The organism is Ligilactobacillus sp. WC1T17 (assembly GCA_900110005.1).
GTDB classification, from domain to species: domain Bacteria; phylum Bacillota; class Bacilli; order Lactobacillales; family Lactobacillaceae; genus Ligilactobacillus; species Ligilactobacillus ruminis_A.
Genome location: FOCC01000016.1, coordinates 20218 through 34546, shown reverse-complemented (window position 1 = coordinate 34546; position 14329 = coordinate 20218). Strand labels below are relative to the sequence as shown.

Below are 14329 nucleotides of genomic sequence, written 5' to 3'. Positions count from 1 at the left end.
CGAGTTGCTAATATCCAGCATGATACTGTCCAAAAGTTTACCACTAAGCTGGTTAATGATTATGATCAAATCGTTATTGAAGATTTAAACGTAAAGCAAATGCAGATGATTAATGTTGCCTCTAAGGGATTACAGCGGTCGTTATTTGGCTATTTCAGACAGGTTTTAACTTATAAATGCGAATGGTACGGTAAAAAAAGAATTTTAGCGGATCGTTTCTATCCAAGTACGCAAAGATGTTCACGTTGTGGCTATGTTAAGAAAGCTGATGATAAAATCACACTTTCCGGTAACAAGAAACATGGCACTAAACACAACGAATATATTTGCTATAAATGTAATTTTGCTTGCGACAGAGATGTTAATGCAGTCATGAATTTACTTACCTTAGCAAAATGATCAACTATTATTAGGCATGGCTAGTAATAGGCTTTAGCAATTTGTTAAAGCTATGCCCTAGAAACGAAAGTTTCTTTGATGCTATAAGAGTTAGTCAATGTCATTACCCTCTAGTTAGGATATGGGAATACTAATGTAGACGATAGTAAATAAAATTAAGAAAGGAAAACTATATTCTTTCTAATAATATAGAAAATCATAATACATTTTCTATGTTATTCTACATTTTATATAGCAGGTAAAGATGAAATATTACGCAGTTTCAAGAGGACGCAAGACAGGCATTTTTACTAGTTGGGCTGAATGTCAAAAACAGACGCAAGGATTTAAAAATGCTAAGTTTAAGAGTTTTACTTCTGAAAGTGAGGCTAAATCTTGGTTGAAAAATCCGACACCGGGTGTAAAAATGACCACTCAAAGGGCTTTGCCAAAAGATTATGCATATATTTTATATACAGATGGCGGTAGCCGTAATACCGGTAATCAAGCTGGAGGACATGTCAAAGCTGATGATAAAGCTGCTTGGGCTTTTTTGGTGGAAAGAGTCCAAGATCAAAAGCAACTGGAATTTTCCGGCAGTGAGTATGGTGCTACGAATAGTCGAATGGAAATTATGGCTTTTTTAAATGCACTTAAATGGTTTAAAAAATATCATTTTAACGAAGAAGCTATTTTAGCTGTTTTAGATTCTAAATATGTGTTAAAAGCCGTCGAAGGTCGGTTGGCTAAATGGGCCCAAAACAACTGGCATACGTCTAGTGGGCCTGTTAAAAACCAGGCTTTATGGCAGGAAGTTTATGCTTTGCTTTCTTATTTTAAAAAGCTTGATTTTAAATGGGTCAAAGGTCATGATAAGGATGTAAAAAATATTCGGGTTGACCAATTAGTTAATCTGGCAATGGATCAGATGGATTAATTGCTGTAAAAGTGTTATAGCTCAATTTATGAGGATAAATATGGTATAATTAGCGTAGTTAGGAGGTGTTTTTAATGAAAGCTGATTTTGAAGTTAAACCTAAAATTTTTAATAGTGTTTTAGTTGCAGTTGACGAAGATGATTCTCAATCTTCAATTAATGCTTTTAATTATGCGGTGACAACGGCCAAGCGGTTAGGACTGCCTTTAGGGATTGTGTCAATTCTCGAAGTAAATGATTTAAATATTTTTGATACTTTGAGTCATGATGTTTTAGATCAAAGACGGCAGCAATTATCAAGCGATTTGGCTAATTATGTCAACAAGGCCCGCTCATTTGGAGTCAAAAATGTTACAGCCTATTCAGGTGAAGGCAAGCCTGGGGTGGTCATCATTAATGACATTTTGCCAGATGTTGGCGCAGACCTTTTAGTTTGCGGTTCGAAGACTAAGCCTAGTCATAATCGAGTCTTTTTAGGTTCACAGGCTAGTTACATGGCACAAAATGCGCCTTGTTCCGTGATGGTTATCCGCTAGTTAAAGAACCTCCTGCAAAGAGTTTGCCTTTTTTGCAGGGGGTTCTTTGCATATTATTTGATATTTATCATGATTAGGTATAAGCTAAAGATTAGAATTTTTTGTCATACATAACTAAGGAGTTTTCAAATGAACGAAAAATCAAAAAAAATTTGGCTTGCGGCTGAGGTGGCCGCACTGGTATTAGCTGGCGGTGCTGGATTAATGTGGCGTCATCAAGCTAATCATTTTAACAAAAATATTACTATCAATGAAGTTGATGTTGGCGGTTTGACAGCTAAAGAAGCTATTAAAAAATTAAAAAAGGTTACGTTAGATAATACGGTCTATGTGGGCGATAAGGTTATTTATCAAGGGCAAAAAACGTCTGCTGGTTTTACCAATGCTGACTTAAATAAGGTGCAAGCTGCTTTAAAGAAGCAAAGAACGTTCTTTCCTTCCAGCAGCAAGAAAAATTATCAAGTCACGCCTAATAAATTAAGCAATTATCGCAAGGAAACTTTACGTCAGGCAGTTGAGAGTGCTTTGAACCAGGAAAATACCAAGCGCAAGCAAGCGGTTGATGCTTATGCTGTTATGAAATATGGCAAGGTAACAACAGTAGCGGCTAAAAAGGGGAATCAGTATGATGTTGCTAAGATTATGAAAGCATATGATAAGCAGGTTGCTAATCCAAGTATTAAATTAGCTGCAGCAATTAAGCAACCTTTACCAGCTTCTAGCAAAGCAGTACAAAATGAAGTCAGCCAGTTAAAGAAACTTTCTGATAATGAAACGCAATATAAGGTGCAAAATACAACTTATAATTTAACCGTTGCAGAAATGGCCGATGAAGTGCGTTACACTAATGGCAAGTATGTCTATAATAATGTAACGACGTTAAGCAATAAGCTTAATACCATCAATAAGACCCATGCGACTTTAGACAAGACGGTCTCATTTAAGACGACCGGTGGCAGAACAATTAATGTGCAGGCTCAAAGCTATGGCTGGGGGATTGATACTGATGCAGCTAAAACCAGTGTGGAAACAGCTTGGGAAAAAGGCAGCAAGCAAATTAATGCCAAAGAAGATATTTATGGTCGCGGCTATTATACTTACGGTTTAGGCTATGATACGCTGACTAACAACGGGATTGGCAATACTTATGCGGAGGTATCTATCTCAGAACAAAAAGCCTGGTTCTACCGAAACGGCAAGCTTGTTTATACAGCCAATACTTTGGTTACCGGCAAAGTATCTTCAAATGAAGATACACCTAAGGGAATTTGGTATATCATGTATAAGCAAAGTCCTTCAACCTTGAAAGGGACCCACGATGACGGCTCAAGCTATTCTGTGCAGGTTAAATATTGGGCTCAATTTACCAATTCCGGCTGCGGATTCCATGATGCTACTTGGCGGACCAACTGGGCTAAGACAGCTTATTTGAAAGACGGATCCAACGGCTGTGTCAATTTGAAGCTTGATGAAGCTAAAACAGTCTACAGTGTTTTAGATGTTCATGAACCGGTCATTGTATATTAAATAAAAAAAGAGACTTAAGGTCTCTTTTTTATTTGCGATAAAAGTGCGCAAAAAAGATGGTTTATTTGGTGCATAAATGAGACATAAATCTTTTATTTGTTACTATTTTATGATATGATGAAGTTAAATTAATGGGGATGTTTTGGATTCGACAGGTATAGGTCGGGCTCAGATTGCGTCTGGTAGGTTGCGGCTACCATAAAACGCTCAGTTTAAATTATAACTGCAAAAAATAATAACTATTCTTACGCTTTAGCTGCCTAAAAACAGCGGGTGTAGATCCGAAGAAGTATTGTCCACGTGCTTTTTTCGGGTCTTAAATCTAGTGGACTACGCTTAAAGCTCACACCTGAAGCAATAAGAAGAGATTAATCAGGCTAGTCAGAAACGTTGGCCGTGTTGCATGGCGTTGTTTTTGATGAAAGTTAAATAATGTAACTATGGGCGTAGAGGTTTGAGTTGCGATATGCTTGGACGCGGGTTCAATTCCCGCCATCTCCATAAAAAGGGCGACGATGATATGCAACTTATTGTATGTCGTAGTCGTTTTTTAGTATAAAAATCTAAATGTAGGGAGCGGTTTTGTCGATGAAATTGCTGATGATTGAAGATAATAAGTCTATTTCAGAGATGATGTCTATGTTCTTCCGCAAGGAAAAATGGGACGTTGAATATGCCTATGATGGTCAAGAAGCAATTGGAATTTTTAAAGAAGATCCTGCTAGTTGGGATATGATTACGTTAGATCTTAATTTGCCAGGAATGGATGGTTTGCAGATTAATGCGGAACTTAGGAAAATTTCACCTACAGTGCCGATTATTATTTTAACGGCACGTGATTCTGAAAGTGACCAAGTTTTAGGTTTAGAAATGGGGGCTGACGATTACATTGTCAAGCCATTTTCACCAATTACCTTAATTGCGCGGATTAAAGCTTTGCATCGGCGGGCTGAAATGGCGCCTTTAGGTAAAAATGGGGCTCAAGCGATCGATAACGATGATGACTTTGATGTTGTCACGGAACACTTCCGCTTGAATTCAAAGACACGTGAAGCATACTTGTTTGATAATCCAATTAATGATTTGACTCCTAAGGAATTTGATTTGCTAAAGACTTTAGCCCAAAAACCTCGTCAAGTCTTTTCACGTGATCAGCTTTTGCAATTAGTTTGGGATTATGAATATTACGGTGATGAAAGAACCGTTGATGCTCACATCAAAAAATTGCGTCAAAAAATCGAAAAGGCTGGTCCACAGGTTATTCAAACTGTTTGGGGCGTAGGCTACAAGTTTGATGATTCTGGAGTAGCTGATAAATGAGAATGTTTTATCAACAGTTCTTGTCATTTTTCCTGATTATTGCCATTACCCTGTTGATATTGGGTGTAACCTTTTTAGGTTTATCGCGTTCGATGTTTTATCAGGATACATGGGATCTTTTGGAAGATTATGCTTATGTGGTGCGGACACAAGCAATTGATGTCAAAAAAAGTAATGGCACTACCAAAATTGTTGTTGATAAAAAACGTTTGAATATTGTGGAAGAGATGCTATCCAGCCGCCACATTAAAATTAGGATTTATACCGGCAAAGATAAAATCCTCTATCCTAGCAAATCTAAGCAAATTATTAATAAGAAACGTTGGAATGAGCTTAAGGCAGGTCAATCAATTCGTGTTAAAAGTAATTCACAGCGGTTTAGATTTAAAGCTGTCGATTCGCCCAAAGAAACGACAAGTATTTATGTGCCTTATTTAGATATTAATGGAAAATTGCTGGCGGTGGTTTCGGTCGGAACAGTGATGGATAACATTGAAGACAATTTGACCGATATTAAGCGCAACTTGCTGTATTCCTTTTTTACCGCGGTTGTGTTAGGAACGATTGCTTCATTTATTTTAACGCGCTATTTTACCAATCGCATTACCCGCTTGCAAAAAGCTACGCGCCAGGTTGCTGATGGAGACTTTGATGTTCACATTACTACCGGACACCGAGATGAATTAGATGATTTGGCAGAAGACTTTAATCTGATGATCGAAGCGCTCAAGGAATCTCGTATCGAATTTGATCGGCAAGAGGAAAGACGAAGAAACTTTATGACTAATGCTGCTCATGAAATGCGGACACCACTGACGACCATTAAGGGTATTTTAGAAGGTATGGCTTATGGACTGTTCGAGGATGAAGCTGAGTGTAAAGAAAGTATTGATTTGATGCGCAAGGAAACGTCAAGGCTGATTCGCTTAGTTAATGATAACCTTGATTATGAAAAGAGTCAGGCTGGTGAATTGGTACTTCAAAAAGAAAATCTGGATGCCAGTTCGATTATTCGTGATGTGCTCAGGCAGATGAACGATATGGCTCAGAAAGAAGGTGACCGCTTTGAAAATAAGTTGCCGCCTGTGTTAGGTGTTTACGCTGATCATGATCGTTTCATTCAGATCATCACCAATATTATCAAAAACGCGATTCAGTTTACGGATAATGGTGTGATTACCATCCGAGGCAAAAAGGCCGGCAATAATACAATTATTCAAATCTCAGACACAGGGATTGGGATGACTGAAAGTCAGATGGCGAAGATTTGGGACCGCTACTATAAAGCCGACCAATCACGCAAGGTTGCCAAATTCGGTGAATCGGGCATCGGATTGTCGATTGTCTACCAGTTGCTTAAATTGCATAAGGCTGATGTCAATGTTTCCAGTGAGCCTGGTGTGGGAACAACTTTTACCCTGACTTTTAAGGGACAAGAATAAGTAATAAAAAAAGACTTGAAGTTTTTCACTTCAAGTTTTTTTTTAAATAATAATTTGCAAAGCTGTCTACAGTAGTATAGCTTTGCAAAATACTGGTCAAAGCGTCAGTTAAAAACCCACCTGTAGCTGCTTTTTGGCCTAAGCGACTGGCATTTGCAACTAATTGCTGATAATTTTCAGGAGTCAATTGCTTAAGAGCAGCGGGAATTTCAGCTAAGGAATCAATTAAAATGCCGGCTTGATTTTGCTTGATAAAATCAGCAATGGCGGCTTTACTCCAAACAAAAACCGGCATATTAGCACTCAAATACATTGACACTTTATGGGGATTATTGATTTTAAGATAATCCCCATAGTTGCCAATGCAGCTTTGATTGCTGGGACCATCCCATAAGAGACCGAATTTTCCTGAAATCTGCTCTTGAATCTCTTCAGTTGGAAAAGCTCCCTGATAAAAGACGCCGGCAGTGTGCATTTTTTGCGGTTCATATTTAACGCCGTATAAAAAGATGTCTTTATCAGCCACTGCTTGTGGAAAATCGTAGATAAATTGTGATTTACGCAAATGTCCGGCAAAACAAAGCAAGTTTTTATCGTTTTGGTGGTCAAATATGTGCTGGTTATCTTTTCTAAGATAATCAAATAAATTCAGGTTATAAACTTTGTCCTTTTGAATACCGAATTTAGCCAAGTAGGCAGTCATGTATTTATTGTGTGAAATAATCAAATCAGCTTGGTTAATTTGACGGCATTCTAACAGCGAACTCTTGCCATGCCGAATTTCATCTAGGTCATGCAGCAGCAAAATAGTTGGATGATGCTGCATAATTTTGGATAAGGCAAAACGATAAGCCTTAGGCAAAGGATATTGGATAAAGAGCAGCTTATCTTCAGGGAGCTTTTTTAGCATTTGTTCAATATCAGCTAAAATAGCAAATTGATCTTTTAAAATATTGTCAGGGCTGTAAAGCGTAATTGGGTGACATTGGTTCATTTCTAGGATACGCTCGACATCATTGCGGGCTTTGTTACCGGCATCTTTGCTGTCTAATGTCCTAGCGGGTTCTTTTATATAATATATATCCATTATAACTGCCCCTTTACATAGTCTATGCTTCATTATAGCAAAGATAAAAATTAATAATCAGATTTAAAAATGAATATTTTATGAAATAGGTTAAATAAAAAAGCTGCCGAATTTGCGGCAGCTTTTTTTATTTAATTGTGGCAGAAATATTGGCGCTGGATGAAGCATTAGTGGATGAGGCTTGCTTTTTAGCGGCTTGTTTTTTAGCCTTCTTTTTAGCACTTTCGACATTAGCTTTATCTTGGTCGGTTGTTTTTAATTCCGGTGCGTCGGTGCTGTACTTATCAATCGTTGTTTTTTGGCCATTTTGCGCCCATAAACTCTTAGAAGTTGTTTTTAAAGCTTTTTCAAGGTTCAAGAGGTTAAGGTAGGAATTTTTATAAGTATAATTTCCTGGGTTAACGGGAGTAAAACCGGTCGGCACATAAAAGCGCAGGAGGTTTTGATTGTTGAGGTCATCGGACAAGGATAACTTATAGGATACTTCTTTTTGATCAGCTTCTAATTTAGCTTTAACTTCAGCGCTGGGATGAGTAATTACATTGCCGGTGCCATTTTCATAAATGGTATTGCCAGCCACCGTGTACGTAGGTGTGACGTAATTTTCATTACGCATAGCTACCAGCTGCTTATGGTCGCTTGAGAAGAGGTCGCTTCCGAAGAAGAGGTAATTTTTAGTATCAAGGCCGACCAAATGCATGATAGTTGGCAATACATCAATTTCACCGCCATAGGTGTTCAAAACTTTACCGGAAGTTGTTCCCGGAATATGAATCATAAAAGGAACTCGCTGCATTTGGATATTGTCGTAATCACTCCAAGTGGTACTTGATTTGCCCAAAAGCGGAGCCAATTTAAGGTTGCGTGAATTGGAAATGCCGTAATGATCACCGTAAATGACAATCATGGAATTATTGTAAAGTCCTGCTTTTTTGAGGTAATCGAAAAACTCTTTGACAGCCTGGTCGAGGTAATGGGCCGTAACAAAGTAGTTGTCAATTGAGCTATCACCGGTATCAGCTTTGGTAAAAGTTGTATTTTGTTTATCAATCACAAATGGAAAGTGGTTGGAAACGGTAATAAATTTAGCATAAAAAGGCTGTTGCAGATGTTCCAGATATTTCACCGAGTCATGGAATAACAGCTTGTCTTTAAGGCCATATTCCGTTAAATTGTTGGAATTGGTGTTAAAAAAGCTGGCATCAAAGAAATTTTGGTAGCCAAAATTTTTATAAACATTATCCCGGTTCCAAAAAGAAGCAATATTACCATGGAAAACGGCCGAAGAGTAGCCGGCCTGCTGGTTGAGGATAGCAGGAGCAGCTTCAAAGGTATTATCAGTACCTAAGGTTGAAAAAAGTGACCCCTGCGGCAAACCGAAAGTACTGGTTTCAAGCATGGTTTCCGCATCAGAAGTTTTACCCTGGCCGACTTCATTGAAGAAATTGGCAAAACTGTAAGTTTCTTTGCCGTTGTAAAGACTATTTAAAAAAGGCGTTACTTCTTTGCCATTTAATTTATAGTTGATTAAAAACTGCTGGAAACTTTCCAAGTGAATAACGATAATATTTTTGTTTTTGGCAATTCCAAACATAGCAGCATTTGGTTTAGCGTAATTTTTTTGCGTATAAGCAACAATTTTATCCAGGTCAGAACTGTTGGCGCTGGAACGGGTTTGATTGTTTTTGGCTGTTTTTAGCCCATCATAAACCGTAAAAGTGTCAATTCCTAGGTATTTGACCAAATAATTGCGGTCAAAGGTGCGCGAAAGCAGCTGTGGACGATCAATTTCGCCCAGGGTAATGTTCAACAGCAAAAAGAACAAGGCAAATGAAGTCGTAGCAACAGCCTGCTTGCGCGGCAAAGGCCGCGGGTCTAGTTTGATTTTTTTGAATAGCAAAAGACCTAAAAGGATAATAATATCAACAATAATCAAAAAATCTTGCGGCTTCATGATGGAAAAAGACGATGAGCTTAATCCTTGGGAAACAGATGAGTAACCAAAAATAACATTAATGGTCATAAAATCGGTAAATTCACGGTAATAGATCACTGAAAATAAAAGCAGAGCTGTATTAGCTGTGTAAATCAGTAGGGAACAAATATAAGCCGGCAAGGGTCGTCTGATATATAACGCCAATGAAAAAAGCAAAACGGTTGTGGCAATTGGATTCAGCAATAAAACAAAATATTGGTAAAAACCCGAAACACCTAAATGAAAATCACTAAGATAAACAAAAATAGTTTTCAGCCAAAAGATAAAAACTAGGAGCGCAAAGAAGCCAAAGCGGGTATTGAAAAAATTTTTAATTTTTGTCCAGCTCACAAAAGTAAACCGTCCTTTCAGTTGAAATAAATTCTATTAGTTAATTTTACCGCTAATGAATTGCTATCGTCAATCAATGGCTGATTAAAGCGCTATCCTTGCCAAATTGGTGTCTTTATTGGTACAATAAATTTTTACATATCAGAGAATTTAAATAAAGAGAGGTAAGAGAAAATGTGGATTGCTTTAATTCCCATGTTGGCATGGGGCAGTATTGGGCTAATTAGCGGTAAGATGGGAGGAGACGCTAACCAACAGACTTTAGGTATGACTTGGGGGGCGTTGTTATTTGCCTTGTTGACAACGACTTTATCATGGCAACATTTTATGAGCTATAATACCCCTAAACTGTGGCTGGTGGGCCTTGTATCAGGTTTGTGCTGGAGTTTAGGTCAATATAACCAATTTGTTTCAATGAAGGCTATCGGCGTTTCTAAAACCATGCCGATTTCGACAGGGGCCCAACTGGTGTTTACGACTTTAGTGGGTGCACTTTTCTTCCATGAATGGACTACGGGCAAAATGCTTATTTTAGGCTTTTTAGCATTAGCTTTATTAGTTTTAGGGGTTATTTTTACAGCGATGCGCGATAAAAGTGATACCGCTGCCTTAGCTCGGTCGCAAAAAGAAGACTGGTCATTAGGCATGAAAGCTTTGGTGTTATCGACTTTAGGCTATGTTTTATATACGGTCGTGGTTAAATTATTTAATGTTGATACGCAAGCTATGGTTTTGCCCCAAGCCTGTGGCATGGTCATTGGTGCTTTATTATTTGCACTCAAACCCAATGCTTTTCAAAAAGCTACCTATAAAAATATGTTTACAGGGTTGGTATGGGGGACAGGGAATTTTTGCATGTTCCAAGCTACAGCCTTGGTCGGTTTAGCTGTCAGCTTCTCCTTGGCTCAATCAGGCTTAGTGATTTCAACGTTTGGTTCCATCTTCTTATTAGGCGAAAAGAAAACCAAAAAAGAAATGGTCTATGTCGTTATTGGTTCGTGCTTAATTATTTTAGGCAGCATCATTTTAGGGCTGTTAAAATAATTTTTAAGGACTTTTAAGCAAAAATCATGATATATCTTCAATTTAGACTTTAAAAAGTCAAATTCTATAGTATAATTATAAGCGTAGATAAAATTTAAAAAGGAGAGACTAGATAATGGCTCATATTTCATTTGACAGTTCTAATTTGAAAAAATTCGTTCAAGACAACGAATTAGGCGAAATGCAGGCATTAGTTAATGCTTGTGATGCAGAATTACGCCAAGGTACCGGTGCTGGCGCTGACTTCCGCGGCTGGTTGAACCTGCCTACTGACTATGATAAGGAAGAATTTGACCGCATTAAAAAGGCAGCTAAGAAGATTCAATCTGATTCAGACGTATTAGTTGTAATTGGTATTGGTGGTTCTTACCTCGGTGCTCGTGCAGCTATTGAATTTTTGAATCATCAATTCTACAACTTGCTTTCCGCTGAAAAGCGCAATGCACCACAAATCTTCTTTGTTGGTAACTCCATTTCCGGCTCATACGTAAGTGATTTGGTTGATTTGATTGGTGATAAGGATTTCTCAGTTAATGTGATTTCCAAGTCTGGTACAACTACTGAACCATCAATTGCCTTTAGAGTATTCAAGGAAAAATTGGTTGCCAAGTATGGCAAAGATGGTGCTAAGGAACGTATCTACGCTACAACAGACCGTGCGCGCGGTGCCCTTAAGACTGAAGCTGATGCTGAAGGTTATGAAACATTCGTTATTCCTGATGATGTTGGTGGCCGTTTCTCTGTTTTGACACCAGTTGGTTTGCTTCCAATTGCTGTTTCAGGTGCTAACATTGATGATTTGATGAAGGGTGCTGCTGATGCTTCTAAAGATTACAGCGATGCTGACCTTGAAAAGAATGAAGCATACCAATATGCTGCTTTACGCAACATTTTGTACCGCAAGGGTTACACAACTGAAATCCTTGAAAACTATGAACCATCCTTGCAATATTTCTCCGAATGGTGGAAGCAACTCATGGGTGAATCTGAAGGTAAGGATCAAAAAGGTATCTACCCATCTTCAGCTAACTTCTCAACTGACCTTCACTCACTTGGACAATATATCCAAGAAGGCCGTCGTAATTTGATGGAAACTGTTATCCACGTTGATACACCACGTCATGATACTGATGTTCCAAAAGAAGCTGAAAACCTTGATGGATTGAAGTATCTTGAAGGCCGTACCATGAACTTTGTTAACGATAAGGCAATGCAGGGTGTTGTTTTAGCTCACACTGATGGCAATGTGCCTAACATGATTGTTAATATTCCTGATCAATCAGCTTATACTTTAGGCTATTTGATTTACTTCTTTGAAGTTGCAGTGGGTATTTCCGGCTACTTGAATGGTATCAATCCATTTAACCAGCCAGGTGTTGAAGCATACAAGAAGAATATGTTTGCTTTGCTCGGTCGTCCAGGCTACGAAGAATTAACTAAAGAATTAAACGCACGCTTAGATAAATAAAGTGCATAAAAAAAGCTGGCTTTAAGCCAGCTTTTTTTATGCCTTTTGCAAGGTAAATAAGTCTTCATCAGGAAAATTTTGTTCTTTAATAATTAGCAGGTTATTTGCTTTAAATTCGTCTTTGAGAACATCTAACTGTAAGGTGTCTTTTTTAATAACAGCAAAAAACATCCCATCACGTTTTAACAAGGGGGTTAATTGAGCTAAAAGCTTTTGAGAATCAGAGCACTGGGCTAGACATTCATCTAAAATAACCAAGTCTAAACTTTCAGGAGCATGGTTCAGCTTTAAATGATCATAATTTGCAACGTGCACGTGGAAGTTAGGACTGACCAAAGCTGCCATTTGTGGATTGCTTTCATAAAGATCAAACGTTGAATTAGGATAAAGATAGTTTAATTTATCAACAAAGGCACCTGCTTTACAGCCTAAAAATAAAATATTTAAAGGTGTTTTAGGCTTGAATAAAATGAAATCCAGCCATTTTGGCTTGCTACTAGTGTAGCGCTCAATATCAAATTGATATTTGGTATTAATCTTATTGAGGTTGGTTAAGAGCAGCTTTTTGTAAGCTTCTTCTTTAGCTGGATTGCCGCTAAATGATTGACTACCTACATGGACAATTAGACAATCATGGCACAAAATATTATTGTACCCAGCCTTTAAAATACGGTAGCCCAGGTCATTATCTTCGTAATTTCCAGGATTGAATTGTTCGTCTAAAAATCCGACCTTTTCTAAGACGTCGCGTCTGATTAATTCAGCAAAGCCTACTAAATACGTTTTTAATTCATGAGACCTAGGATTAGGAACATTAATGGTGGCAGCCAGTTTTAGGTAGCCAGCCAAGTCTTTTGGACTTTGACTAGAAGAGATAGCTTGACCGTTAGCAGCAAAATTAGTCATACAGCCGACGGCTCCGGTTTTTTATCTTCATAAAGGTTCATGCGCAAAGTAAAAAGTGCATTGGGCATCATGATCGTGTCATTATTCAGCAAAAAAATATCATTTTGAGGGTTGGCCTGTTTGATGCCGTCGTTGCAGCCACCGGCAAAACCGCGATTAGTGTGGTTATCGACCAAAACGACATCAGGCTGTGTTTTAAGCCAAGCTTTGGAACCATCAGTTGAATTATTATCAACGACAACTAATTCATAGGTTTCAGGTGCGTTGAATTGACGTATACTGCGCAGACAGTCATTGGTAATCTCTTTTTTATTGTAATTTAAAATGATAAAGGAAACGGGTGGCACTTTATGCCCCAGGGCAGCTAAGCGGTCTAAATGCTGTTGATAGCCTTGTTTTTCAGCTTCAGTTTGAGCATAAAATTTAGCATTTTGATAACATAAAAAAGCCTGCTTGGGATTTTCTTTTTCTAATAAATTGCCTAAAGCACTATAAAGCATGCTGGAATTAGGCGCAGTTTGCAGCATTGAAATTAATGCTTCTTGTTCGACATTAACAACCATAGTAATCCTCCTTTTATTTTTAGTGTAGCATGGATGTTTGAAGAAAAAGTGCTTGTTATAGCAAAAGACAACAAAATTTGGTATGCTAAAATAAACATAAAGGATGTGAATATATGGTAGCTAAAATGGGGTTATATCTTTGGCGTATTATTAAATTGGCTTTTTTCTTTGCCTTAATCGAAGTACCGCAATTAGCCATTACTCTGCCACAAAAGATGGCACCATTGGTAGGGAAAAGTTCAGCCTTGTTTTTTGGCTGGTTTTGCTTAATCGGCGGGTATGCCTTTGTGATTATTTTACTGTATGTTTTGATGAAAAAAAGGCACCCGCATGATGCTTTTTTGCGGATGCCTAATAAAGAGGACCTTTCAACAATTGTAATCGGCTTTGTTGTGCTGATGGTTGTCAAAATTGTGTTTGGGTCTTTTTTGACAGGCCAAACAGCTAATGATGCACAAATTGAAGAATTATTCAAGATTTCATTTAACACGAGTTTGATGATGGCTTTTATGACCGCTATCGCAGCTCCAATTGTCGAAGAAATGGTTTTTAGAGGCTATTTGATGGATTATTTCTTTACCAATCAGCCGTTATTAGCCATTATTTTAAGCGGGATTGTTTTCGGATCCGCGCATGCTTCGAGTGATTTTATCAGCTGGCTATTATATGTTTCAATTGGGTTGGTATTAGCTGGTGTTTACCAAAAGAGTCATAATTTGGCTGCTAATATAACGGTCCATTTTTTAAATAATCTTTTGCCATCACTTTATTTTTTATTGAGTACGGTTAAATAAA

Annotated in this window: 13 protein-coding genes and 1 other RNA gene; 10 read left to right on the top strand and 4 right to left on the bottom strand. The window is 37.9% G+C overall.

Features of this window, described 5'->3' with window-relative positions:
* The 7 genes from BMX26_RS08680 to BMX26_RS08650 all read left to right on the top strand — a co-directional run.
* The coding region (locus tag BMX26_RS08680; RefSeq protein WP_143454895.1) for an RNA-guided endonuclease InsQ/TnpB family protein at window positions 1-399 on the top strand (399 nt) is incomplete at its 5' end.
* Between the two features lie 244 nt (window positions 400-643).
* Window positions 644-1315, top strand: coding sequence for a ribonuclease H family protein (locus tag BMX26_RS08675; RefSeq protein ID WP_075531034.1), 672 nt, complete (start codon window positions 644-646; stop codon window positions 1313-1315).
* Between the two features lie 74 nt (window positions 1316-1389).
* A complete protein-coding gene (locus tag BMX26_RS08670; protein ID WP_075531033.1) occupies window positions 1390-1851 on the top strand; it encodes a universal stress protein in 462 nt (153 codons plus the stop codon).
* Between the two features lie 129 nt (window positions 1852-1980).
* The gene (locus tag BMX26_RS08665) at window positions 1981-3378 is read left to right on the top strand and encodes a L,D-transpeptidase family protein (RefSeq protein WP_075531032.1); all 1398 of its coding nucleotides are present in this window, start codon (window positions 1981-1983) and stop codon (window positions 3376-3378) included.
* A gap of 133 nt (window positions 3379-3511) precedes the next feature.
* Window positions 3512-3882: a transfer-messenger RNA gene (gene ssrA, locus BMX26_RS08660) on the top strand.
* An 84-nt stretch (window positions 3883-3966) separates the two neighbouring features.
* Window positions 3967-4698: a response regulator transcription factor gene (locus BMX26_RS08655; RefSeq protein ID WP_075531031.1), complete on the top strand. Its 732-nt coding sequence runs from the start codon at window positions 3967-3969 to the stop codon at window positions 4696-4698.
* A complete protein-coding gene (locus BMX26_RS08650; RefSeq protein WP_075531030.1) occupies window positions 4695-6140 on the top strand; it encodes a sensor histidine kinase in 1446 nt (481 codons plus the stop codon). The genes BMX26_RS08655 and BMX26_RS08650 overlap by 4 nt, the downstream gene beginning before the upstream one ends.
* A 25-nt stretch (window positions 6141-6165) precedes the next feature.
* Here the strand turns inward: BMX26_RS08650 and BMX26_RS08645 are convergent, their stop codons facing one another.
* Window positions 6166-7227, bottom strand: a complete 1062-nt coding sequence (locus BMX26_RS08645) for a hypothetical protein (protein ID WP_075531029.1) — start codon at window positions 7225-7227, stop codon at window positions 6166-6168.
* Window positions 7228-7354: 127 nt separating this feature from the next.
* Window positions 7355-9553, bottom strand: coding sequence for an LTA synthase family protein (locus BMX26_RS08640; RefSeq protein WP_075531028.1), 2199 nt, complete (start codon window positions 9551-9553; stop codon window positions 7355-7357).
* Between the two features lie 174 nt (window positions 9554-9727).
* Between BMX26_RS08640 and BMX26_RS08635 the strand changes: the two genes are divergently transcribed.
* Window positions 9728-10597 carry a GRP family sugar transporter gene (locus tag BMX26_RS08635; protein ID WP_075531027.1) on the top strand — a complete coding sequence of 290 codons (870 nt, stop codon included), beginning with the start codon at window positions 9728-9730 and terminating at the stop codon, window positions 10595-10597.
* 115 nt (window positions 10598-10712) lie between these two features.
* On the top strand, window positions 10713-12065 hold the full coding sequence (locus BMX26_RS08630; protein ID WP_075531026.1) for a glucose-6-phosphate isomerase: 1353 nt from the start codon (window positions 10713-10715) through the stop codon (window positions 12063-12065).
* Between the two features lie 36 nt (window positions 12066-12101).
* On the opposite strand, the gene BMX26_RS08625 is transcribed toward BMX26_RS08630, so the two are convergent.
* Complete coding sequence (locus BMX26_RS08625; protein WP_075531025.1) at window positions 12102-12971, bottom strand: methyltransferase domain-containing protein; 870 nt, start codon at window positions 12969-12971, stop codon at window positions 12102-12104.
* On the bottom strand, window positions 12968-13534 hold the full coding sequence (locus tag BMX26_RS08620; protein ID WP_075531024.1) for a glycosyltransferase family 2 protein: 567 nt from the start codon (window positions 13532-13534) through the stop codon (window positions 12968-12970). The genes BMX26_RS08625 and BMX26_RS08620 overlap by 4 nt, the downstream gene beginning before the upstream one ends.
* Before the next feature lie 113 nt (window positions 13535-13647).
* On the opposite strand from BMX26_RS08620, the gene BMX26_RS08615 reads away from it, so the two are divergent.
* Window positions 13648-14328, top strand: a complete 681-nt coding sequence (locus BMX26_RS08615; protein WP_075531023.1) for a CPBP family intramembrane glutamic endopeptidase — start codon at window positions 13648-13650, stop codon at window positions 14326-14328.
* The last annotated feature ends 1 nt before the right edge of the window (window position 14329 follow it).

Coding starts and splice junctions, on each gene's coding strand:
- BMX26_RS08615 (WP_075531023.1), top strand. CDS start 13,648: ATGGTAGCTAAAATGGGGTTATATCTTTGGCGTATTATTAAATTGGCT.
- BMX26_RS08670 (WP_075531033.1), top strand. CDS start 1,390: ATGAAAGCTGATTTTGAAGTTAAACCTAAAATTTTTAATAGTGTTTTA.
- BMX26_RS08630 (WP_075531026.1), top strand. CDS start 10,713: ATGGCTCATATTTCATTTGACAGTTCTAATTTGAAAAAATTCGTTCAA.
- BMX26_RS08625 (WP_075531025.1), bottom strand. CDS start 12,971: ATGACTAATTTTGCTGCTAACGGTCAAGCTATCTCTTCTAGTCAAAGT.
- BMX26_RS08645 (WP_075531029.1), bottom strand. CDS start 7,227: ATGGATATATATTATATAAAAGAACCCGCTAGGACATTAGACAGCAAA.
- BMX26_RS08675 (WP_075531034.1), top strand. CDS start 644: ATGAAATATTACGCAGTTTCAAGAGGACGCAAGACAGGCATTTTTACT.
- BMX26_RS08665 (WP_075531032.1), top strand. CDS start 1,981: ATGAACGAAAAATCAAAAAAAATTTGGCTTGCGGCTGAGGTGGCCGCA.
- BMX26_RS08620 (WP_075531024.1), bottom strand. CDS start 13,534: ATGGTTGTTAATGTCGAACAAGAAGCATTAATTTCAATGCTGCAAACT.
- BMX26_RS08635 (WP_075531027.1), top strand. CDS start 9,728: ATGTGGATTGCTTTAATTCCCATGTTGGCATGGGGCAGTATTGGGCTA.
- BMX26_RS08650 (WP_075531030.1), top strand. CDS start 4,695: ATGAGAATGTTTTATCAACAGTTCTTGTCATTTTTCCTGATTATTGCC.
- BMX26_RS08655 (WP_075531031.1), top strand. CDS start 3,967: ATGAAATTGCTGATGATTGAAGATAATAAGTCTATTTCAGAGATGATG.